Genomic DNA, 21,011 nt, shown 5'->3' with positions numbered 1-21,011 from the left:
CATGGACGCCGGGGCGAACACGGACGCGCGCGACCTCGACGCGCCCGATCCCATCGCCCCGGACTTCGTCGCGCGCAGGAACAGAGGGCGCCAGGGCCGAGCACGGGTCCCTCGATCAGCGCAGGGTCCCTGGGTAGCGCCGTCGGATCGCGCCGACCCGGTCGCGCTGCTGGAGGAGCAGGCCGTGACCCGCATCGCCGAGATCGTCCCCCTGCGCTATGCCCGTATGTCCGAGTCGCCGTTCACGTTCTATCGCGGCGGTGCGCTTCTGATGGCCTCCGATCTCGCGACCATGCCCCACAGCGGCATCACGGTGCAGCTCTGCGGAGACGCGCACCTGTCGAACTTCGGCCTGTTCGGCACGCCGGAGCGGCAGCTGGTCTTCGACATGAACGACTTCGACGAGACCTTTCCCGGTCCCTTCGAATGGGACCTCAAGCGTCTCGCCGCAAGCTTCGCGGTGGCCGGACGCCTGCGTGGCTTCACCGCGCAGGAGATCAGCGAGTGCGTCACCTCCGCCGTCCGCGGGTACGAGGTCACGATTCGCAGCGCAGCGGACGCTCCGGTCCTCGACGCCTGGTACGACCGCTTCGATGCGGACCGCGCGCGCCAGCGCATCCGTACGGAGCGCTCCCGTCGCCGTGCCGATGACGAGGCCGTGGAACGGCTCGATATCGCCCTGAAGAAGGCACGCAAGCGCGACCGCATGCGCGCCTTCGCGAAGCTGGTCGGCGTGGTGGATGGGCGGCTGCGAATCCTCGCCGATCCTCCGCTCATCGTGCCGGTCGAAGACCTCATCGCGCAGGCCGAGGGCTCCGTCGACGATGCCGCGGCCATGCGCGAGATGCTCGACTCGTACCGGCAGACCCTCCCTGGTCGACGGCATCCGCTCTCCGAGTACCGGTATCGCCATATGGCGCGCAAGGTCGTGGGAGTCGGAAGCGTCGGCACGCGCGCCTGGGTCATCCTCCTGAGCGGACGCGACGACGGCGATCCGCTGCTGCTCCAGGCCAAGGAGGCGCAGCCCTCGGTGCTCGAGCGCTTCCTGGGTTCCGGCACGCAGACGAACGAGGGCGAGCGGGTCGTGGAGGGCCAGCGCGCGATGCAGGCGTCCAGTGACATCTTCCTCGGGTGGCAGCAGGTCACGGGGATCGACGGGCGCACCCGGGATTTCTACATCCGTCAGCTCCATGACTGGAAAGGCGGGATCGATCCTCTGACGATGACTCCGCGCGGCGCCGCCCTGTACGCGCGCGTGTGCGGCGAGACGCTCGCCCGTGCCCACGCCCGCAGCGGCGATCGCCTCGAGATCGCCGGCTACCTGGGGCGCGGCCGTGCGTTCGAGCGGGCGATCAGCGCGTTCGCGCATTCCTATGCCGATCAGAACGAACGTGACTTCGACGACTTCCAGCGCGCGCTGGCATCGGGGCGCCTGCCCTCCCTCCCCGCCGCGGAGGTGTCGCCGTGAGCGCACCCGCGCTCCGCGACCGGGCACGACGACGGCTCGTCGCGCGTCTCAGCGCCGACGGGGCCCGCACGATCGGCTACACGGTGCTCCTCGCACTCCTCGTGGCCTGTTACGGGCTGTGCGCGAGGCAGCGCAGCACGGATCCGAATCCGATCGCCTTCCTCCTGATCCTCGCAACGGTCGCCGTCGTGTTCCGCGTCACCGATGCGCGCCCGTCCGTACAGCACATCGCGTGGGCCGTGCTGTCGCTCGCGGGGATCGCCACGATCGTGGCGACGCTGCTCGGCGCCGAGGGGCAGGCACTCGATGTCGTGCTGTCCGCCGCATCATTGCTCGCTCTCCTCGTCGCGCCCGCGGTGATCATCGGCCATCAGGCGACGCGGCGCGGGCTCAACCTCGAGGCTCTGCTCGCCGCGATCACTGCCTACGTGTTCGTCGGACTGTTCTTCGCCTTCGCGCTGAATCTGCTGTCCCTGCTGTCGTCCACACCGACCTTCGAGGGCGCCGACGGCGATTCACTCGCGAACCAGGTGTTCTTCTCGTTCACCACTCTCACGACCACCGGGTACGGCAACCTCGTGCCCGTCAGCACCGGCGCCCAGACCGTGGCGGTCGCCGAGGCGATCACGGGGCAGTTCTTCCTCATCACGGCCGTCGCCCGCATCATGCGCGGCGCGAGCGGCCCGGCCACGGCACACGATGAGCTGCGCAGACAGAAGGAGACGCCGTGAAGAGATGGGCCGTCGTCGGCGTGTTGGGGTGCGCGCAGTTCGTGATGGTGCTGGATGGCACGGTGATGAACGTGTCGATCTCGACCGTCGTCACCGATCTCGACACGAGCGTCTCCGCCATGCAGGCAGCGATCACGTTCTACACGCTGACCATGGCCGCCTTCATGCTGCTCGGAGCCAAGCTCGGTGACGTGTGGGGGCGGCGGCGGGCGTTCGTGGTGGGCTCGTGCATCTATGCGGTCGGCTCGTTGATCACCGCTCTGAGCCCGAACGTGCAGTTCCTCTTCCTCGGCTGGTCCGTCATCGAGGGACTCGGCGCCGTTCTCGTCATTCCCGCGATCGCCGCACTCGTCGCCGACAACTATCAGGGGGCGGATCGCGTCACCGCGTTCGCGATCATCGGTGCGGTGTCGGGAGCGGCGGTCGCAGCCGGTCCACTGATCGGCGGAGCCGTGACCACGTACTTCGACTGGCGCTACGTGTTCGTGGCGGAGGTCGTGATCATGCTGGCGGTCGTCGCCTGTGCCCGGATCATCACCGACGCGAGCACACGGCAGACGGCACGCATCGACATCCTGAGCGTGATCCTCTCCTCGGTCGGGCTGGTGTTCGTGGTCTACGGCATGCTCCAGAGCAAGACCTGGGGATGGATCGTGCCGCTCGCCACGCCGGAGATCGGCGGCATCCCCGTCGCCCCGCTGGGCATCTCGATGAGCGCCTGGTTCATGACGCTCGGCGGGGTGCTCATCGCGGTCTTCATCACGCGCCAACGCCGCCTCGCGGCGCAGGATCGCGCACCTCTCGTCGACGTGCGGATGTTCTCGATCACGTCTCTCCGCAGCGGCCTCTCGGTGCTCGGCGCGCAGTACGCGGTGACCGCAGGCCTGTTCTTCATGGTGCCGGTGTACCTGCAGATGACGCTCGGGCTCGACGCCTTGGAGACCGGCATCCGCATCTTCCCCCTGTCGGTGTCGCTCGTGCTGTTCTCGATCGCGGGTACGCGACTGTCCCGGCGGATGACACCGCGCGCGATCGTCCGCACCGGCCAGGTGCTGCTCGTCGTCAGTGCGGTCGTGCTGCTCGGCTCCGCGACGAGCGACCTGCGCAGCGGCCTCTTCGCCGTCGGGATGTTCCTCGCCGGCAGCGCGCTCGGCCTCCTGGCCTCGCAGCTGGGGAACGTGAACATGTCGAGCGTCTCGGAGTCGCAGACCAGCGAGGTGGGTGGACTCCAGGGAGTGTTCCAGAATCTCGGCTCGTCACTGGGCACGGCCCTCATCGGCTCGATCCTGATCGGAGCTCTGTCGACGTCGTTCGCTTCCGGCGTCGCCGACAGCGCGCTGCCGCCCGAGACCCGGGCCGCCGTCAGTGCGGCCACCGAGCAGGGCGTCACGATCGTGCCGGCGAGCACTGTCACGGCGATCGCGGAAGATGCGGGGCTGAGCGACGAGGATGCGAGCACTCTCTCGCACATCTACCGCGAGTCACAGCTGTCGTCGCTGCGGGTCTCGTTCTTCGGGCTCATCCTGATCAGCCTGCTGTCGCTGCTGTTCTCCCGCGGCATCCCGACCGAGGTCGCCGTCAGACGCCGGGCGGGCGCACGTCCCTGACGCGCGGTGCCGCCGGCATGGCGCCCGCTCAGGAGCCGAGCGTCGAGGCCCGCGCGACGAGCTCGGGCCGGAACAGCACGTGCTCGCGCACCGGTGCCTGCTCTCCCTGGCTCCGCAGCAGCAGGTCAACGGCGGTCGATCCGATCAGGGCAGCGGGTTGGCGCACGGAGCTCAGCGGGATGACGGCGGCGGAGGCGAAGTCGATGTCGTCGTACCCGATCAGCGCGATGTCCTGTGGCACGCGGGCGTCTCCCGTCATCACCAGGCTCTGCAGGATGCCGAGGGCGAGCAGATCGTTGGCGGCGAAGATCGCGTCGGGGCGGGTCGCGGGTTCCCGTTCGAGGATGTGCCGTCCGATGCGGCGCCCCTCCTCGACGCTGAGCACCGCGGTCGCGATGAATTCGAGCGCCGCGCCCGCCGCGCTCACTGCGGCCTGCGCCCCCGCGTGACGATCGGATACCTGGCGCAGAGACGCCGGCCCTCCGACGAAGGCGATGCGCCGCCGTCCGAGCGCGAGCAGGTGCTCTGTTGCGAGCCGACCACCCTCCGTGTCGTCCACGGACACGGCGGCGAACGCCCCGTCGACGGACTCCCGGTCGACGAGGACGACCGGAGTGCCTCTGTCACGGATCTGCGCCAACTGGGGGGATGCCTCGCTCAGCGGGGTCACGAGCACACCGGCGACCCGCTGCTCCTCGAAGAGGTCGAGGTGCATCAGCTCCCGCTGCTGCTGCTCGTCGCTGTTGGCGATCAGCACGGAGAGGCCGTGTTCATCTGCTCGCTCCTCGGCCCCGCGCGCGATCTCGGCGAAGAACGGGTTGCGGATGTCGAGCACGACGAGCCCGATGGTCCGGCTGCGCCCCGCCCGCAGCTGCCGGGCCGCGTCGTTGCGCACGAACCCGAGTCGTGCGATCGATGCCTGCACGCGGGCGACGGTGGCCGGGGCCACCTTGTCCGGTCGATTCAGCACGTTCGAGACGGTGCCGACCGACACTCCTGCATCTTCGGCGACCTCGCGCACGTTGACCGCCATGGAACTCCTTGCCGCCCTCTCGAGATGCGCGGTGAAACGGATCATCTCGGCACGCCTACCCAGCGTCTCACGCCACCTTGACAGCCGTCAACGTATCGCTTATCGTCGATCACGAACCACTTTTGAAACGATTCATTCCTTCAACGGAGATGTGACATGACCCGCGTCGCCTTCCAGCTCCAGGTGCGCCCCGAGCTGCTCGACGAGTACCTCGCCCGGCACTCACCGGTGTGGCCGGAGATGCTGGCGGAGATCGCCACCGCCGGCCGCCGCAACTACTCGCTCTTCCTCGGCGCCCACGGCACGCTCATCGGCTACTACGAGACCGATGACGACGCCGCTGCCCAGGCCTATCTCGCGGCATCCCCCGTCGCCGCTCGTTGGGAAGCCGAGATGAGCCGCTTCTTCGACGGGCTCGATGGCCGCCCCGACCAGGCCGCCACTCCGCTCTCCGAGGTGTTCCACCTCGAAGACCAGCTCGCAGCCAGCGGCGAGCACGCAGCATCCGACAACGACTCCGCACCCCGCAACGACTCAGAAGGCAGCGCATCGTGAGCATCCTCTCCCCCGAACACCTCTCCGCTCTCGAGCAGCAGGGCATCGAACTCCCCAGCTGGGCGTTCGGCAACTCCGGCACCCGCTTCAAGGTCTTCGGCACGCCGGGCACGCCGCGCGACCCGTGGGAGAAGATCGCCGACGCCGCCCAGGTGCACAAGTACACGGCGCTCGCCCCGTCTGTCGCCCTGCACATCCCGTGGGATGTGGTCGACTCCTACTCCGACCTGCGCACGCACGCCGAGGACCTGGGCGTCGCGCTCGGCACGGTGAACTCCAACACCTTCCAGGACGACGACTACAAGTTCGGCGCACTGACGCACGAAGACGCGGCCATCCGCCAGAAGGCGATCGACCACCACCTCGCCTGCATCGACGTGATGGACGCGACCGGCAGTCGCGACCTCAAGATCTGGTTGGCCGAGGGGTCGAACTACCCCGGCCAGGCCGACCTCCGCGGCCGTCAGGACCGCCTGCAGGAGTCGCTGCAGCAGATCTACGCTCGCCTCGGCGACGACCAGCGCCTGGTGCTCGAGTACAAGTTCTTCGAGCCCGCGTTCTACCACACCGACGTTCCGGACTGGGGAACCTCGTACGCGCAGGTGAGCTCGCTCGGCGACAAGGCCATGGTCTGCCTCGACACCGGCCACCACGCCCCCGGCACCAACATCGAGTTCATCGTCATGCAGCTGCTGCGCCTCGGCAAGCTCGGCTCCTTCGACTTCAACTCGCGCTTCTACGCCGACGACGACCTGATCGTCGGCGCGGCAGACCCGTTCCAGCTGTTCCGCATCCTGTTCGAGGTCGTGCGCGGCGGCGGGCTGAACAACCCCGACGTCGCCTTCATGCTCGACCAGTGCCACAACGTCGAGGACAAGATCCCCGGCCAGATCCGCTCCGTGCTGAATGTGCAGGAGATGACGGCCCGCGCGTTGATCGTCGATCGCGACGCTCTGGCCGCCGCACAGAAGTCGGGGGATGTACTGGCCGCCAACGCCGTCTTCATGGACGCGTTCTACACCGATGTGCGCCCGGCACTCGCCGAATGGCGCGAGTCGCGCGGGCTCGCGGGCGATCCGATGGCGGCGTACGCGGCATCCGGATACCAGCAGCAGATCGCCGCCGACCGCGTGGGCGGCGTGCAGGCCGGCTGGGGCGCCTGAGCGCTCCTCCTCTCGACACCTCTCGCGACTTCGAACCAAGGACACGACTCTGATGACGAACCCGACCGCCGCCGCGCTGATCGCGCGCAGCAACCGCCTGGGCGCTGACCCGAAGAACACCAACTACGCGGGCGGCAACACCTCCGCGAAAGGCACCGAGACCGACCCGGTGACCGGACAGCCGGTCGAGCTGCTGTGGGTCAAGGGCTCGGGCGGCGACCTGGGCACGCTCACCGAACAGGGCCTCGCGGCGCTGCGCCTGGACCGCATGCGCGCACTCGTCGACGTGTACCCGGGCCTCGACCGCGAGGACGAGATGGTCGCGGCGTTCGACTACTGCCTGCACGGCAAGGGCGGGGCCGCTCCGTCGATCGACACCGCGATGCACGGCCTCGTGGATGCTGCGCACGTCGACCACCTGCACCCGGACTCCGGCATCGCGATCGCGACCGCGGCAGACGGCGAGGCGCTGACCTCGAAGATCTTCGGCGACGGCGCTGGTGGGCAGCGTGTCGTGTGGGTGCCGTGGCGCCGCCCCGGCTTCCAGCTCGGACTGGACATCGCCGCCATCAAGGAGAAGAACCCCCAGGCGATCGGCTGCATCCTGGGCGGCCACGGCATCACAGCCTGGGGCGACACGTCGGAGGAGGCCGAGTCCCACTCGCTGTGGATCATCGACACCGCGGCCGCGTACATCGAGGCGAACGGCAAGCCCGCTCCCTTCGGCGGCGTGCGCACCGGTTTTGAGGCTCTTCCGGCGGCCGAGCGCCGTGAGCGCGCGGCCGCCCTGGCCGGCACCATCCGCGGCATCGCTTCGACCGACAAGCCGCAGGTCGGACACTTCACCGACGCCGAGGTCGTGCTCGACTTCCTCGCCTCGGAGCGCGCCCCCGAGCTCGCTGCCCTCGGCACCAGCTGCCCCGACCACTTCCTGCGCACCAAGGTCAAGCCGCTGATCCTCGACCTCCCGGCCACCGCGACCGCCGAGGAGCAGATCGCCCGCCTGCACGAGCTGCACGCCGAGTACCGCGCCGACTACCAGGCGTACTACGACGCGCATGCGACCGCCGAGTCCCCCGCCATCCGCGGCGCCGACCCGCTGATCGTGCTGGTGCCTGGCGTCGGCATGTTCTCGTACGGGGCGAACAAGCAGACCGCCCGCGTGGCCGGCGAGTTCTACGTCAACGCGATCAACGTGATGCGCGGCGCCGAGTCGCTCTCGACGTACTCCCCCATCTCCGACGCCGAGAAGTTCCGCATCGAGTACTGGGCGCTGGAAGAGGCCAAGCTGCAGCGCATGCCGAAGCCGAAGTCGCACCAGGGACGCATCGCGTTCGTGACCGGTGCCGCCTCCGGCATCGGCAAGGCCATCGCCACGCGTCTCGCGGCCGAAGGCGCCTGCGTCGTGATCGCCGACCTCGATCTCGAGAAGGCCCAGGCTGCGGCGGCCGAGCTCGGCAACACCGACGTCGCGATCGGCGTCGCGGCGAACGTGGCAGATGCCGACGCGATCCAGGCAGCACTGAACGACGCGGTGCTGGCGTTCGGCGGCGTGGACCTCGTCGTCAACAACGCCGGACTGTCACTGTCGAAGCCGCTGCTGGAGACCACCGAGAAGGACTGGGACCTGCAGCACGACGTCATGGCGAAGGGCTCGTTCCTGGTGTCGAAGGCCGCCGCCCGCGTGCTGATCGACCAGAAGCTCGGCGGAGACATCATCTACATCTCGTCGAAGAACTCGGTCTTCGCCGGTCCGAACAACATCGCGTACTCCGCGACCAAGGCCGACCAGGCGCACCAGGTGCGTCTGCTCGCGGTCGAGCTCGGCGAGTTCGGCATCCGCGTCAACGGCATCAACCCCGACGGCGTCGTGCGCGGCTCCGGCATCTTCGCCTCTGGCTGGGGTGCGAACCGCGCCGCGACCTACGGCGTCGCCGAAGAAGACCTTGGCCAGTTCTACGCCAACCGCACGATCCTCAAGCGCGAGGTCGTGCCCGAGAACGTCGCGGATGCCGTGTACGTGCTCACCGGCCCCGAGCTCAGCCGCACGACGGGCCTGCACATCCCGGTCGACTCCGGCGTGGCCGCCGCGTTCCTGCGATGAGCATCTCCTCCCGCCGGCGCGTGGAGCGCCGTCGAGTGCACGGGATGCTGTCGACTGCACGCCCTGCCGACGTCGCGAACCCGTGCACTCGCGCGGATGCCGTGCACTCGACGACCGACGCGGCGCGCGCATGACCCGGCACGCTGTCGCCGCGGTCGACCTCGGTGCGACCAGCGGACGGGTCATGATCGGGCGCATCGGCGATGGGGGGCTCGACCTGGAGCTCGTCTCGCGCTTCCCGAACGGTCCAGTCGAGCGCGCGGACGGCCTGCACTGGGACTTCGGCGCGCTGTACGAGCACGTGCTCGACGGCCTCGCCGAGGCGGTGCGCCGTGAACCCGACATCCAGAGCATCGGCATCGACTCGTGGGCCGTCGACTACGGCCTGGTGAGGGGCGGCGAACTCCTCGCCGAGCCGTTCCACTACCGCGACGAGCGCACGGTCCGCGGTGTCGCAGAGGTACATGAGATCGCGCCCTCCGCCGAGCTCTACGCCCGCAACGGACTGCAGTTCCTGCCGTTCAACACGCTGTACCAGTACCGGGTCGACGTGCACCTCGCCGCGGCAGACAGCGCGCTGCTGATCCCCGACCTCATCGCTTTCCTGCTCACGGGCACCGCCGTCGCAGAACGCACGAACGCCTCGACCACCGGCCTGCTCGGTGTCACGGACGGCGACTGGGACACGGCGCTGGCGGACCGCCTCGGCATCCCGTCGCGCATCCTGCCCACGCTCATCGACCCCGGCGAGACCATCGGCCGCCTGCGCCCCGAGCTCGCCGCACGCATCGGCAAGGATCTGCCGGTGATCGCGGTCGGCTCGCACGACACGGCGTCCGCGGTGGTCGCCGCTCCCCTGTCGACACCGCACTCGGCGTACATCTCCTGCGGCACCTGGGGGCTGGTCGGCATCGAGCTCACCGAGCCGGTGCTCACGGATGCTGCGCGCGAGGCCAACTTCACACATGAGCTCGGCGTCGACCGGCGCTACCGTTTCCTGCACAACGTCACCGGGCTCTGGCTGCTCAGCGAGACCGTGCGGACGTGGGAAGCAGAGGACGGCACGGCGATCGACCTGCCTGCGCTCCTCGCCGCGGCATCCGCCGTCACCGACGACGTGCCACTGTTCGATGCGAACGACCCCAGCCTCAGCGCGCCCGGCGACATGCCCGCGCGCATCGCGGCTTTGCTCGGTCCGGACGCGCCCGCATCGCGCCCGGCGTTCGCCCGGTCGATCGTGGAGTCGATCGCGACCGCGTTCGCTCAGGCCGTGCAGACCGCCTCCGCTCTGTCCGGTCGTGAGCTCGACAGCATCCACCTCGTCGGCGGAGGCTCGCTCAACCGCCTGCTCTGCCAGGCCACGGCGGACCGCACCGATCTGCCCGTGCTGGCCGGTCCGGTCGAGGCCACCGCGTTGGGCAACGTGCTCGTGCAGGCCCGGGCCCTGGGCGCCGCACCCTCGTCGCTCGAGGAGCTGCGCGCCCTCGTCGCCGCGACGCACGAGCCGGAGCGCTTCGCCCCTCGCGCCTGACCCGGCCCCGACACCGCACGGGTACCGCTGCTGACCCGGCGCCCGGTTCCTCGAGACCCACCGCGCCTGCCGAGACCCACCGCCCCCGACGCTCGGCGTGGTGGGTCTCGGCGCGCGCGGTGGGTCTCGGCGCGCGTGGCACGGTGCGGGTCTCGACGCGGCATGACGGGCTACTGCGCCGGCACGACTCCTGCGTTCGCGGCGGCGATCAGCTGCTCGACCTGCTCGTAGGTCACCGCGACACCCGGGAAGCCGACGAGGCGCCCGATCGGGAACGACGCCATCATCTTCTGCATCGCGTCGTCGTTCGGCACCATGGATGCCGCCGCCGAATCTGCTCCACTGAGCTCGCTCATGAAGCCGCCGAGTGCGCCCATCACGATGGGGCCGGCGACCGGGTGGGCGAGCACGTCACCGACCGAGGAGTTCATCGTCAGGTCCTGCTGCACGTCGTCACCCGCGACCTCGACAGTGACGGATGAGCGGATGTCGCGGCTCGACGCCGCCACCTCGACCGCGTACTCGCCGCCCTCGACGACCCAGCGGTCGACGCGCACATCCCAGTACGCCAGGTCTTCGCGGCGCACGACCAGCTCGATCGTGCGGGTCTCCCCTGCGGCGAGCGCGACAGACGAGAACGCCTTGAGCTCACGCGGGGCGCGCTGCACGATCGACTGCGCCGGGGCGACGTAGACCTGCACGACCTCGCGACCGTCACGGTCGCCGGTGTTGGTCAGGTCGACCCTCACGACGATATCGCCATCCGCCGCGACCGATGCCGAGGCTGCACCGTACTCGAACGTCGTGTACGAGAGTCCGTGCCCGAACGGGTATGTCACCTCGAGGCCCTTGGCGTCGTACCAGCGGTAACCGACCAGCAGTCCCTCGCCGTAGCGGACGTGCCCGAACTCGCCGGGGAAGTTTCCGAAGGACGGGTTGTCCTCCAGGCGCACCGGAACAGTCTCGGCCAGCTTGCCCGAGGGGTTCACGGCACCGTAGAGCACATCGGCGACCGCGCCACCTCCGGCCTGACCGAGCAGCCAGGTCTCCACGATCGCCGGCACCCGATCGGCGAACGGCAGGGCGACCACGCCACCGTTGGACAGCACGACCACCGTGCGCGGGTTGGCCGCGATCACGGCATCCAGCAGTGCGAGCTGTTCGGCGGGCAGATCGATGTGCTCACGGTCGAAGCCCTCGGATTCCTCGGCGGCGGGCAGGCCCAGCAGCACGACCGCGACCTCGGCGGCGGCAGCCACGGCCACGGCCTCGTCACGCAGTTCATCGGCGCTGCGTCCCGATGCGGCGACGGCACCCCCTGCGACTGCGAAGCCCGCCGCGTACGTGACATTGTCGCCGCCGACCGCACGCAGTTCGTCGAGCGCGGCATCCACCCTGGTCGGGTTGATGAGCGAGGAACCGGCGCCCTGGAACCGCGGCTCGGTCGCGAAGGCCCCGATCACGGCGACCTTCTGCGTCGCGGCCAAGGGCAGCACTCCCCCGTCGTTCTTCAGCAGCACGATCGAGCGGCCGGCTGCCTCACGGGCGAGGGCATGGTGCGCGTCCACGTCGAGCGGGCCGGTCACGGCCGGGCGCTCCCCCGCCTTGCGCACCAGGTCGATCGCCCGGGCGGCGGCGGTGTCGAGCACGCTCTCGGCGAGAGTCCCGGCGCGCACGGCATCCACCAGCTGGGCGTCGGTCCGGCCGCCCGATGCGGGCATCTCCAGGTCGAGGCCGGCTGCGACGCCGGTGACACGGTCGTTCACGGCGCCCCAGTCCGAGACCACGAGACCGTCGAAGCCCCAGTCGTCGCGCAGCACGCTGGTGAGCAGCCACGGGTCCTCCGAGGTCCACACCCCGTTGAGCTTGTTGTACGAGCACATGACCGTCCACGGCGATGCATCCTTCACGACGCGTTCGAAACCGCGCAGGTAGATCTCGCGCAGCGGGCGAGGATCGACGTCGGAGCTCGCGCGCATGCGGTCGAACTCCTGGTTGTTCGCGGCGAAGTGCTTGAGCGAGGTACCCACGCCCTGCGACTGCACCCCGCGCACGGATGCGGCGCCGAGGATACCGGAGACGAGGGGATCTTCCGAGAAGTACTCGAAGTTGCGTCCGCACAGCGGCGAGCGCTTGATGTTGATGCCGGGGCCGAGCACCACGGCGACGTCTTCGATCGCGGCCTCCACACCGATCGCGGCGCCGACGCGCGCGATGAGCTCGGGGTCGAACGACGAGCCGATGCCGACGGCCGGCGGGAAACACGTGGCCGGGACGCTGCTGGCGAGCCCCAGGTGGTCGGTGCCGCCGGCCTGCTTGCGCAGTCCGTGCGGACCGTCGGTCATCATCACCGACGGGATACCCGCCCGCTCCACGGCCTTGGTGGTCCAGAAGTCCGCGCCGCTGGTGAGCGACGCCTTCTCCTCGAGGGTCAGATCGGATGCCGAGATGTCGGTCATGGTCTTCCTTTCGCGGGCGACGGCGGTGTCTCTGCGAAAACTATATGCGCTTCAGTATTAGATTTCAAACGGTGTTCAGGATTAGTCTCGAGACATGGCACGACGTGGCTCATACGCGAAAGGCGTCGCTCGACGCGAGGAGATCCTCGAGAGCGCCCTCGACGTGATCGGGCGCAAGGGATACCAGAACGCCTCCCTCAAGGAGATCGCCGAGGTCGTCGGGGTGACCCCCGCCGCACTGCTGCACTACTTCGGTTCGAAGGAGGAGCTGTTCACCGAGGTGCTGCGCAAGCGAGATGAGCACGACGGGCTGAACCCCGCGTTCCTCGACCCCGACGACGCCAGAGCCGGCTTCATCGACGTCATCCGCCACAACACCCAGGTCCCCGGCCTCGTGGCCCTCTTCTCCCGACTGTCGGTCGACGCCGCCGACCCCGAGCATCCCGCCCACCAGTATTTCCTCGACCGCAGCGAGCGCCTGCGTGAGACCTTCGCGGGGAGTTTCGGCCCCGGCGGCCACGGGCGGCCCGCGCTCGACCCCGATACTCTCGCGCGCGTGATCCAGGCGGCATCCGACGGCCTGCAGTTGCAGTGGATGATCGACCCGACCGTCGACATGCCGGCGATCATGGAGGCCCTGATCGGCGCGCTCTATCCGCCCGCGCCCCCGAGCTGACCGCCGAGCGGCTTAGCGGACGTTGCCGTTCGAGCAGGTCTGCTGCGCAGCCGAGTTGCCCTTGATCGTGTTGGGAAGTGCCACGACGTTGTCGGGAGTCGCCGTGGGATCCGGCGTCACCTCTTCCGTCGGCTCCTCCGCGGGAGCCGTCGGCTCCTCGACGACCACACCGTCGTTGCTGGTGTTCTCGTGGGTGATCTGCAGTTGCGCGTTGGCCTCGATCGCATCCCAGAGCGCAGCAGCCGCTTCGGTGTTCGGAACGACCTTGTTCGGGTCGGCGTAGTCCGCACCGGTCGGGTACTGGACGAAGACGATGTCCTCGAACGGGATCTCCTTGACCGCGAGAGCGATCTGAACGATGGTCATCGGGTTGTTGGCGAGCGACGTGCTCGTCTCGAGGTTGCTGAGCGCCGTGTTGGCCAGCTTGAGCATGACGGGCACGTTGCCCAGCACCTCGCCGCTGATCAGCTTGCGCGCCAGGCTCGACATGTACTGCTGCTGGTTGCCGATGCGACCCAGGTCGCTGCCGTCGCCGACGCCGTGACGCGTGCGCAGGAACTGGAGCGCCTGCAGGCCCTCGACCGTGTGGTTTCCCGCGGCCAGGTCGAGACCCGTGTACCGGTCCCTGATCGGGTTCGCCAGGCAGACGTCGACACCGCCGATCGCGTTGGTGATCTCGATCACGCCGCCGAATGTGACGGATGCCGCGAACTGCACCTCTTGGCCGCTGAGCTGCGAGATGGTCTGCACGACACAGTTGAGACCACCGTCGGTGTACGCCACGTTGAGCGGCTGCTTGCTCATCGCGGAGTGGACGTTGCCCTCATCGTCGGTGCACTCCGGGATCGGGATCATGAGGTCGCGGGGGAAGCTGACGACGGTGATCCGGCGCGGTTCCTCGGAGACATGCACCAGCAGATTCACATCGTTGAGCGAGCCCTCGGAATCACTGCCGCTGCACCGCTCGCCGAAGAGGGCGGCGTAGTCCTCCTCGCAGGTGTCGACACCCGCGAGGACCAGGTTGAATCCGCCCTCGTACTCGCCGATGTTCGGCGGAACGGCTTCCTGCCCATCGAGGTCGACGGCGTTCGCCGCGACGGTGCTCGAGAAGTCGTAAGCGATGTACGCCGCCACGCTGACACCGCTGACGAGGACGACCGCGAGGCCGATCGCGATGAACTGGAGCAGCTGGCTGACCGGTCCGGGCGTGCGGAGCTGGCCGTGCCGCGCGATGGTGCGACGGCGTCGGGTGGATTCGCTCACTCGGGGCCTTTCGGATCAGCGTGCGGTGCGGGGTCACCGTGCTCAGAATGCGGAGGGTGTGGGATTCGAACCCACGAGACATCTCTGCCCACTGGTTTTCAAGACCAGCTCCATCGGCCGCTCGGACAACCCTCCTCGACAGACGCATCTGTCGACAAGGCGTGAGTCTAGCCGAGTTCTATTGTCCCGCGCTCACCTGAGCGGGTGCTGGAAGCGTGTCCAGCGCCACGGCGAGGCCTCCATCGGCGACATCGCCGGTGACCTCGGTGGCGGCATCCTTCACCACGTCGGGCGCCTGTCCCATCGCCACCGCGCGTCCGCCGAGCGCCCGCGCCCAGCCGAACATCCCGATGTCGTTGCGCCCGTCACCGGCGACGAGGACCCGGTCCTCCGCCAGGCCGAGTTCGGCCCGCACCTGCTCCAGCGCCGTCCCCTTGTCGACCCCCTGCGGGGCGATGTCGAGCCATGCGGTCCAGCCGATCGCGTAGGAGACCTCGTTGAGGCCGGCATCGGCGACCAAGCGGTGGAAGTCCTCCTCGTCGTGCCCCGGTGAGACGACCACGACGCGCGAGACCGGCTCCGCGGCGAGTTCGTCGAAGCTCACGCGGCGACCACCGTCGAGCGTCCAGTCATCGAGCTGCTCGGTGTACAGACGCTGCCCCGAAGCGAGCTCCACCATGTAGCGGGCCTCGGGAAGACGGTCGCGCAGCAGCGCGAGCACCGGGGACGGGTCGAAGGTCTCGACGTTCCAGCGCTCCCACTCATCGCCCACCCGCCGCATGGTGACGGCACCGTTGGAGCACACGACGTACTCCGCCGTCAGACCGAGCTCCTCGACGTAGCGCCGGGTGGCCATCCAACTGCGTCCGGTCGCGATCGTCACTTCATGACCGGCATCGCGCACGCGGGCGACGGCCTCGGGCACACCGGGGCTCATCGTCTCGTCCTGCAGCAGGATCGTGCCGTCGACGTCGAGCCCGACCAACCACGGAGCGGTCATCTGGACCCCTGTGCCGGTCGATTCGCCGGTTCGATCACTTCGAGTCCGCCGAGGTACGGGCGCAGCACTTCGGGAACACGCACCGAGCCGTCCGCCTGCTGATGCGTCTCGAGCAGGGCGACGATCCAACGCGTGGTCGCGAGCGTGCCGTTCAGCGTGGCGACCGGCTGGGTCTTCGCCTCACGCGGGGTCGCCGAGCCTGTCGACGCGTCAGCGGCCGGGCGGTGACGCACATCGAGACGACGAGCCTGGTAGGTCGTGCAGTTGGAGGTCGAGGTGAGCTCACGGAACGCCCCCTGGGTCGGAACCCAGGCCTCGATGTCGTACTTGCGTGCGGCGCTCGACCCCAGGTCTCCGGCGGCCACGTCGATCACACGGTAGGCGAGCCCGAGCGAAGTCAGCATCTCCTCCTGCAGCGCGACGAGGCGCAGGTGCTCGGCCTCCGCGTCGGCGGGGTCGATGTAGACGAACATCTCCAGCTTGTTGAACTGGTGCACGCGGATGATGCCGCGGGTGTCCTTGCCGTGCGAACCCGCCTCACGGCGGTAGCAGGTCGACCAGCCGGCGTAGCGCAGGGCGCCCTCCGACAGATCGACGATCTCGTCCTTGTGATAGCCGGCGAGCGCGACCTCGCTGGTGCCGACCAGGTACAGGTCGTCATCCTTGTCGAGGTGGTAGACCTCGTCGGCGTGCTCACCGAGGAACCCGGTCCCCTGCATGATCTCGGGGCGCACCAGCGTCGGCGTGATCATCGGGATGAAACCGTTCTGCAGCGCCTTGTCGAGCGCGAGGTTCATCAGAGCGATCTCGAGGCGCGCTCCGATGCCGCGGAGGAAGTAGAACCGGGCGCCGGAGACCTTGGCCCCGCGCTCCATGTCGATCGCGCCGAGGATCTCTCCCAGCTCGAGGTGATCGCGGGGCGTGAAGTCGAAAGCCGGCACGTCGCCGACGCGCCGCAGCTCGACGAAGTCCGCCTCGCCCCCTGCGGGAACACCGTCGATCACGACGTTCTCGATGCGTCCGAGCGCCGCCGCGGCCGCATCCGCCGCCGCTCCGGCAGCCTGTTGGGCGAGCTTGACGCGCTCAGCGAGGTCCTTCACCTGCGCGACGAGCGCCGCCTTCTCCTCTTTCGGAGCCTTGGCGACCTGCTTGCCGAAGGCGTTCTGCTCTGCCCGCAGTTCCTCGAACGCGGCGAGCGCCGCGCGACGCGATCGATCGGCCTCGAGTGCGACGTCGACGGAGCCCTGGTCGTTGCCACGGGCTGCCTGTGAACGGCGGACGATCTCCGGGTTTTCGCGGAGGAGTGCGAGGTCGATCATCCATCGATTCTACGGTGCCGCCTGAGGCGAATCCCCGGCGGAGGGAGCCGGATCGACCCTCGATGTCACACCTTCGTCGCGACGACGTCTTTCTCCACAGAGGTCGTCATCCCGCCGACCCTTCTGAAAGGAAACCCATGAGCACTCCCGTCACCTCCCTCGACCAGCTGAACCTGGCATTCGCGGACCGGTTCAACGCCCGTGACCTCGACGGGCTGATGGCGCTGAACACCCCCGATGTCGTCTTCGTCCCCGCCCCCGGCCAGCCCGTCACCGGCGAGGACGCGGTGCGCGGCGCCCTGGAGCAGTTCCTCGGTCTGAACCTGCCGATCGTCATGACCGTCCGCCACGTGTTCGAGAGCGACGGGGTCGGCCTCGCCGTCGCCGACTGGACGATCGACGGCACCGCTCCCGACGGTTCGCCGATCGCTCTCGCCGGCACGACCGCCGATGTCGCCGTGCACGACGAGACCCACGGATGGCGCTACGCGATCGACAACCCCTTCGGCACCGCGTGATGTGCAGGGAGACCGGCCGGCCGGTCGGTCTCCCTCAGTCCTCGCCCATTCCCGACTTCCGGCATGCCGACATCGCCTTGCGAGCGCGGGAGATCCGCTGCCGCGCGGCTGCGGGCTCGATGCCGAGCCGGTCCGCCACCTCGGCCGTCGTCAATCCGTCCACCACTGTCAGCAGCAGCGGAGTCCGCAGCGAGTCCGGCAGGGCACGCAACGCCGAGAGCGCTCCGTCGAGCAGCACCCTGATCTCGACGACGCCCGCCACGTTGCGCGGGTCGGGCGCAGCGTCATCGAGCACGGCCTCCGGGTGTCGCGCCCGGTGCCGTGCGAGGTCGATGGCGACGTTGCGGGCGATCGCGTCGAGCCACGAGCACAGGCGCCCCGGTTCGGGCATCTCGAGGTGCTCGATCGAGCGCCAGGCCCGCATCAGCGCTGTCTGCGCCGCATCATCGGCGTCATCCACCGGCACCCCGAGCGAGATGCTGCGGCGTCGAAGCCGCTGCGGCTCGTCGGCGATCATCGCCGAGAGCAGCGTGCGCCCCTGATCGGCGGCCGCGTGCGGTGTCTCCTCGTGCATCTGCCTCTCCTCGTGCGGCGTCCGGCCGACCGTGAACGGTGGGGGTCGGGTGCGGGTTTAGAGTAGCGCCATGACGAAGCGCACTTCCGCTCGACGCCAGGCGGCGCTCGTCTACAACCCCATCAAGGTCGACGAGAAGCACCTGCGCGCTGCCGTGCGGGATCTGAGCCGTGAGGCCGGGTGGGAGCATCCCGCCTTCTACACCACGACGATCGAGGATGCGGGGCAGGCTGCCACCGCCGAGGCGCTCGCCCGCGGGGTGGATGTCGTGCTCGTCGCCGGCGGAGACGGCACAGTGCGCGCGGTCTCCGAGGCCATCGCGAACACCGGGGTCCCCCTGGCGATCCTGCCCAGCGGCACGGGCAACCTCCTCGCCCGCAACCTCGGCCTGCCCCTCGCCGACCCCGCGGAGATGATCCGCGCGGCGCTCGGGGACTATCGGCTCCCCATCGACATCGGCTGGGCGCAGATCACCCGTGAAGACGGCAGCGAGTCCGAGCACGCCTTCGTGGTGCTCGCCGGCATGGGCTTGGATGCCGACATGATCGCGAACACCCGGTCTGATCTGAAGAAGTCGGTCGGCTGGATCGCGTACGTCGACGGCGCTGCACGGTCGCTCGCCGGCGCGAAGCCCTTCCGCGCGGTCTACCAGATCGATGAGGGACGCCTGCACAGCACGAAGGTGCACAGCATCCTGTTCGCGAACTGCGGCACGCTCCCGGCGGGTATCGCGCTGATCCCGGACGGGTCGATCACGGACGGCACGCTCGACGTCGCCGTGATCCAGCCGACCGGGATGCTCGGCTGGCTCGGGGTGTGGCGCAAGATCTGGTGGGACAACTCGGTGCTGCGCCGGTTCAGGGCCGGGCGCCGCGTGCTGGAGCGCCGGGGGAAGGACGCATCGGTGCACTACTTCCAGGGCATCGCCGCCGAAGCCGCGGCGTCGACTCCGATCCCCATCGAACTCGACGGAGACGAGTTCGGCGAGGCCGGCCGCATCACCTGCCGGGTCGATCCCGGTGCCCTGCTGCTGGCCTTGCCGGCCGGGCACCGGATCATCTCATTCTGAAAGCGCGCAGCGAGGTCAGCTGACCTTGACGTCGCCTTCGAGTCCACCGCCGACGAGGGTGAGGGTGAAGCCGTCGTCATCGATCTCGTCATCGCCAAAGCTGATCAGTGTGGCGCGCGGAGCCATGTCCATGGTGCATACCTGGTCCTCGTCAGTGACGAAGGTCGCCGTTCCCGCGCTGCCTGAACCCTCCAGCGACTCCACCACCGGGGGGCACGACGACGAGCCCCAGGTCAGCAGCACGAGGCTGCTGTCGTCGAACCACCCGGCCGACGGCGCGTACTCGGTCGACGAGCCGGGCGTGCCGGCGAAGGCCGCGTTGCCGTCGAGGTCGACGTCCTCGGAGATGTCGCCGTAGGTGACCTGCAGCGTCACGTCGGCCGTCGGGTCGACACCCTCGGGCAGTGCGCCCACACTCGCCCGCGGGGCCATGTCAGCGGTGCATGCCTTCTCGGCGCCGTCGTCGCCCTCCGGCTCGACCAGCGTCACCGTCACGTTCTGACCGGATGCGGAGACGGCGTCGACCTGCGGCACGCAGGTCGACGATCCCCACGTGACGACGGCGAACATGCGGCCGTCGTCGAGCAGCGTGCCCTCGATGTCATTCGCGTCGTCGTTGCTGTCCGCGCTCGGCGCCGGCGAGCTGGTCGGGGTCTGTGAGCCGGGGCCGGCCGTGCAACCGGCGACGAGCAGCGCCGCCGCGAAGACACCGGCGACAGATGTGAGGACACGCAGCGGGGAAGTCATGCCCCCAGGGTACTGGCGGGGTGTCGTCTGCGCATCCCTCAGGCGGACTCGCGCCACACCACGGCGCACTCGAGGATCCGACTCTCGGTCGATGGCTGCTCTCCGCGCAGCTGCGCCAGCACCGATTCGGCGGCAGCACGGCCCAGCTCGTTCGCCGGCTGCCTCACGGTGGAGAGCGGAGGGTCGCAGCGCAGAGCCCAGGAGCTGTCGTCGAACCCGACCACGCCGACGTCCTCGGGGATGCGCTTCCCCGCCGATTGCAGCACGTCCATCGCTCCCGCCGCCACGGCGTCGCTCGCGGCGAACACACCGTCGATGTCGGGACACGCTTCCAGGAGCGCACGCATGCCTGCCTGCCCGTCGGCGTAGGAGTACAACGGCACGCGCTGCACGAGGCGAGGGTCGAAGTCGTTGCCTCTGGCATCGACGAACCCTGCCAGGCGGTCGGCACCCGAGTCGCGATCCAGCGCGGCGGCGATCATTCCGATGCGCTGGCGACCGGTCGCGGCGAGCCGTCGTGTGATCTCGCGCGCCGCTCCCCGGTTGTCGATGGCGACGTAGGCCGCATCGCCGATGTCGTGCGGATGTCCGACGAAGGTCGCGGGAAGGTCGAGCTGTGCGATCGCCTTGGTGATCGGGTCGCCCTCCCGCGCGGACACGACGATGACTCCGTCGATCAGGCCGCCGGTGAGATAGCGGGCGAGGCGCTCGATGTCTCGTGCCGAATCGGCGATCAGGAAGGAGAGCTGGTAGTCCGCCTCGGAAAGCGCGGCATTGGCGCCCAGCAGGATCGCACCGATGTTGGGGTCTTCGATGAAGAGGGAATGCGGCTCGTGCACGATCAGACCGATGGCCTGCGTGCGCTGCATCACCAGGCTCCTGGCCGCCCGGTTCGGCACGAAACCGACCTTCGCGATGGCGGCCTCGATCGCGGCCCGGGCCTCGCTCGACACGTACGGCTGGCCGTTGAGGACCCTGCTCACCGTGCCCCGGGACACTCCAGCCTCGGTCGCGACATCCTTGACCGTCGCCCGGTGTCTGCGTTCGCTGCTCATCAGCACCCATCGTATGTGCACGCACACAGCGGCACGGCTTTTGTTGACAGCGGGAAGGCGGGATGTCTACTCTGTACACGTTCACAGAATCTCAGTGCGGAGAATTGGCGCTCAGGACTGTGCACGTTCACAGATCCGA

19 protein-coding genes and 1 tRNA gene are annotated in these 21,011 nt (G+C 69.1%); 11 read left to right on the top strand and 9 right to left on the bottom strand.

The features are described from left to right. The first annotated feature begins 1 nt into the window (after window position 1). From MRBLWO12_RS18845 to MRBLWO12_RS18835, 3 genes are read left to right on the top strand one after another with little or no spacing between them, the layout of a single operon-like run. Window positions 2-1,468 carry a DUF2252 domain-containing protein gene (locus MRBLWO12_RS18845; RefSeq protein ID WP_363558269.1) on the top strand — a complete coding sequence of 489 codons (1,467 nt, stop codon included), beginning with the start codon at window positions 2-4 and terminating at the stop codon, window positions 1,466-1,468. Continuing rightward, window positions 1,465-2,199, top strand: coding sequence for an ion channel (locus MRBLWO12_RS18840; RefSeq protein ID WP_363558267.1), 735 nt, complete (start codon window positions 1,465-1,467; stop codon window positions 2,197-2,199). The genes MRBLWO12_RS18845 and MRBLWO12_RS18840 overlap by 4 nt, the downstream gene beginning before the upstream one ends. Then, the gene (locus MRBLWO12_RS18835; protein ID WP_363558265.1) at window positions 2,196-3,806 is read left to right on the top strand and encodes an MFS transporter; all 1,611 of its coding nucleotides are present in this window, start codon (window positions 2,196-2,198) and stop codon (window positions 3,804-3,806) included. Before MRBLWO12_RS18840 ends, MRBLWO12_RS18835 begins: the two co-directional genes overlap by 4 nt. A gap of 28 nt (window positions 3,807-3,834) precedes the next feature. Here MRBLWO12_RS18835 and MRBLWO12_RS18830 read toward each other — a convergent pair whose 3' ends face one another. Continuing rightward, window positions 3,835-4,839, bottom strand: a complete 1,005-nt coding sequence (locus tag MRBLWO12_RS18830; protein ID WP_363558263.1) for a LacI family DNA-binding transcriptional regulator — start codon at window positions 4,837-4,839, stop codon at window positions 3,835-3,837. Window positions 4,840-4,995: 156 nt separating this feature from the next. On the opposite strand from MRBLWO12_RS18830, the gene MRBLWO12_RS18825 reads away from it, so the two are divergent. From MRBLWO12_RS18825 to MRBLWO12_RS18805, 5 genes are read left to right on the top strand one after another with little or no spacing between them, the layout of a single operon-like run. Continuing rightward, window positions 4,996-5,394, top strand: coding sequence for an L-rhamnose mutarotase (locus MRBLWO12_RS18825; RefSeq protein WP_363558261.1), 399 nt, complete (start codon window positions 4,996-4,998; stop codon window positions 5,392-5,394). After that, a complete protein-coding gene (gene rhaI, locus MRBLWO12_RS18820; protein ID WP_363558259.1) occupies window positions 5,391-6,557 on the top strand; it encodes an L-rhamnose isomerase in 1,167 nt (388 codons plus the stop codon). Before MRBLWO12_RS18825 ends, rhaI begins: the two co-directional genes overlap by 4 nt. Before the next feature lie 52 nt (window positions 6,558-6,609). After that, a complete protein-coding gene (locus MRBLWO12_RS18815) occupies window positions 6,610-8,661 on the top strand; it encodes a bifunctional aldolase/short-chain dehydrogenase (RefSeq protein WP_363558257.1) in 2,052 nt (683 codons plus the stop codon). Then, window positions 8,658-8,795, top strand: a complete 138-nt coding sequence (locus MRBLWO12_RS18810) for a hypothetical protein (RefSeq protein WP_363558255.1) — start codon at window positions 8,658-8,660, stop codon at window positions 8,793-8,795. Before MRBLWO12_RS18815 ends, MRBLWO12_RS18810 begins: the two co-directional genes overlap by 4 nt. After that, window positions 8,792-10,192, top strand: a complete 1,401-nt coding sequence (locus MRBLWO12_RS18805; protein ID WP_363558253.1) for a rhamnulokinase — start codon at window positions 8,792-8,794, stop codon at window positions 10,190-10,192. Before MRBLWO12_RS18810 ends, MRBLWO12_RS18805 begins: the two co-directional genes overlap by 4 nt. A gap of 170 nt (window positions 10,193-10,362) precedes the next feature. On the opposite strand, the gene MRBLWO12_RS18800 is transcribed toward MRBLWO12_RS18805, so the two are convergent. After that, the gene (locus MRBLWO12_RS18800) at window positions 10,363-12,651 is read right to left on the bottom strand and encodes a glycoside hydrolase family 3 C-terminal domain-containing protein (RefSeq protein ID WP_363558251.1); all 2,289 of its coding nucleotides are present in this window, start codon (window positions 12,649-12,651) and stop codon (window positions 10,363-10,365) included. A gap of 94 nt (window positions 12,652-12,745) precedes the next feature. Between MRBLWO12_RS18800 and MRBLWO12_RS18795 the strand changes: the two genes are divergently transcribed. Then, window positions 12,746-13,327, top strand: coding sequence for a TetR/AcrR family transcriptional regulator (locus tag MRBLWO12_RS18795; protein WP_363558249.1), 582 nt, complete (start codon window positions 12,746-12,748; stop codon window positions 13,325-13,327). Window positions 13,328-13,339: 12 nt separating this feature from the next. Here the strand turns inward: MRBLWO12_RS18795 and MRBLWO12_RS18790 are convergent, their stop codons facing one another. The 4 genes from MRBLWO12_RS18790 to serS all read right to left on the bottom strand — a co-directional run bounded on the left by MRBLWO12_RS18790 (window position 13,340) and on the right by serS (window position 16,909). Then, a complete protein-coding gene (locus MRBLWO12_RS18790) occupies window positions 13,340-14,590 on the bottom strand; it encodes an LCP family protein (RefSeq protein WP_363558247.1) in 1,251 nt (416 codons plus the stop codon). A gap of 50 nt (window positions 14,591-14,640) precedes the next feature. Continuing rightward, window positions 14,641-14,725: transfer RNA gene (locus MRBLWO12_RS18785), tRNA-Ser, on the bottom strand. A 43-nt stretch (window positions 14,726-14,768) separates the two neighbouring features. Next, entirely contained in the window at window positions 14,769-15,590 is an 822-nt protein-coding gene (locus MRBLWO12_RS18780) for an HAD family hydrolase (RefSeq protein ID WP_363558245.1), read from the bottom strand. Further along, window positions 15,587-16,909: a serine--tRNA ligase gene (gene serS, locus MRBLWO12_RS18775; RefSeq protein WP_363558243.1), complete on the bottom strand. Its 1,323-nt coding sequence runs from the start codon at window positions 16,907-16,909 to the stop codon at window positions 15,587-15,589. Before serS ends, MRBLWO12_RS18780 begins: the two co-directional genes overlap by 4 nt. Window positions 16,910-17,046: 137 nt before the next feature. Between serS and MRBLWO12_RS18770 the strand changes: the two genes are divergently transcribed. Next, entirely contained in the window at window positions 17,047-17,427 is a 381-nt protein-coding gene (locus MRBLWO12_RS18770) for a YybH family protein (RefSeq protein ID WP_363558241.1), read from the top strand. Window positions 17,428-17,461: 34 nt separating this feature from the next. Here the strand turns inward: MRBLWO12_RS18770 and MRBLWO12_RS18765 are convergent, their stop codons facing one another. Continuing rightward, window positions 17,462-18,001: an RNA polymerase sigma factor gene (locus MRBLWO12_RS18765; protein WP_363558239.1), complete on the bottom strand. Its 540-nt coding sequence runs from the start codon at window positions 17,999-18,001 to the stop codon at window positions 17,462-17,464. Window positions 18,002-18,071: 70 nt separating this feature from the next. Between MRBLWO12_RS18765 and MRBLWO12_RS18760 the strand changes: the two genes are divergently transcribed. Next, window positions 18,072-19,070, top strand: a complete 999-nt coding sequence (locus tag MRBLWO12_RS18760) for a diacylglycerol/lipid kinase family protein (RefSeq protein ID WP_363558237.1) — start codon at window positions 18,072-18,074, stop codon at window positions 19,068-19,070. Window positions 19,071-19,085: 15 nt separating this feature from the next. Here the strand turns inward: MRBLWO12_RS18760 and MRBLWO12_RS18755 are convergent, their stop codons facing one another. Continuing rightward, window positions 19,086-19,817, bottom strand: coding sequence for a hypothetical protein (locus MRBLWO12_RS18755; RefSeq protein WP_363558235.1), 732 nt, complete (start codon window positions 19,815-19,817; stop codon window positions 19,086-19,088). A gap of 38 nt (window positions 19,818-19,855) precedes the next feature. Continuing rightward, window positions 19,856-20,872, bottom strand: coding sequence for a LacI family DNA-binding transcriptional regulator (locus MRBLWO12_RS18750; protein ID WP_363558233.1), 1,017 nt, complete (start codon window positions 20,870-20,872; stop codon window positions 19,856-19,858). Between the last annotated feature and the right edge of the window lie 139 nt (window positions 20,873-21,011).

Origin of the sequence: Microbacterium sp. LWO12-1.2, from assembly GCF_040675875.1 — a bacterium.
In the GTDB taxonomy this organism is placed as follows: domain Bacteria; phylum Actinomycetota; class Actinomycetes; order Actinomycetales; family Microbacteriaceae; genus Microbacterium.
This window is presented reverse-complemented; position numbering and strand designations above follow the sequence as displayed.

Excerpts from the sequence above, each read along its gene's own strand:
- MRBLWO12_RS18770 (WP_363558241.1), top strand. The coding sequence starts at position 17,047 with ATGAGCACTCCCGTCACCTCCCTCGACCAGCTGAACCTGGCATTCGCG.
- MRBLWO12_RS18805 (WP_363558253.1), top strand. The coding sequence starts at position 8,792 with ATGACCCGGCACGCTGTCGCCGCGGTCGACCTCGGTGCGACCAGCGGA.
- MRBLWO12_RS18765 (WP_363558239.1), bottom strand. The coding sequence starts at position 18,001 with ATGCACGAGGAGACACCGCACGCGGCCGCCGATCAGGGGCGCACGCTG.
- MRBLWO12_RS18815 (WP_363558257.1), top strand. The coding sequence starts at position 6,610 with ATGACGAACCCGACCGCCGCCGCGCTGATCGCGCGCAGCAACCGCCTG.
- MRBLWO12_RS18750 (WP_363558233.1), bottom strand. The coding sequence starts at position 20,872 with ATGAGCAGCGAACGCAGACACCGGGCGACGGTCAAGGATGTCGCGACC.
- MRBLWO12_RS18800 (WP_363558251.1), bottom strand. The coding sequence starts at position 12,651 with ATGACCGACATCTCGGCATCCGATCTGACCCTCGAGGAGAAGGCGTCG.
- MRBLWO12_RS18810 (WP_363558255.1), top strand. The coding sequence starts at position 8,658 with ATGAGCATCTCCTCCCGCCGGCGCGTGGAGCGCCGTCGAGTGCACGGG.
- MRBLWO12_RS18830 (WP_363558263.1), bottom strand. The coding sequence starts at position 4,839 with ATGGCGGTCAACGTGCGCGAGGTCGCCGAAGATGCAGGAGTGTCGGTC.
- MRBLWO12_RS18845 (WP_363558269.1), top strand. The coding sequence starts at position 2 with ATGGACGCCGGGGCGAACACGGACGCGCGCGACCTCGACGCGCCCGAT.
- MRBLWO12_RS18780 (WP_363558245.1), bottom strand. The coding sequence starts at position 15,590 with ATGACCGCTCCGTGGTTGGTCGGGCTCGACGTCGACGGCACGATCCTG.
- MRBLWO12_RS18755 (WP_363558235.1), bottom strand. The coding sequence starts at position 19,817 with ATGACTTCCCCGCTGCGTGTCCTCACATCTGTCGCCGGTGTCTTCGCG.
- MRBLWO12_RS18760 (WP_363558237.1), top strand. The coding sequence starts at position 18,072 with ATGACGAAGCGCACTTCCGCTCGACGCCAGGCGGCGCTCGTCTACAAC.
- serS (WP_363558243.1), bottom strand. The coding sequence starts at position 16,909 with ATGATCGACCTCGCACTCCTCCGCGAAAACCCGGAGATCGTCCGCCGT.
- MRBLWO12_RS18825 (WP_363558261.1), top strand. The coding sequence starts at position 4,996 with ATGACCCGCGTCGCCTTCCAGCTCCAGGTGCGCCCCGAGCTGCTCGAC.
- MRBLWO12_RS18795 (WP_363558249.1), top strand. The coding sequence starts at position 12,746 with ATGGCACGACGTGGCTCATACGCGAAAGGCGTCGCTCGACGCGAGGAG.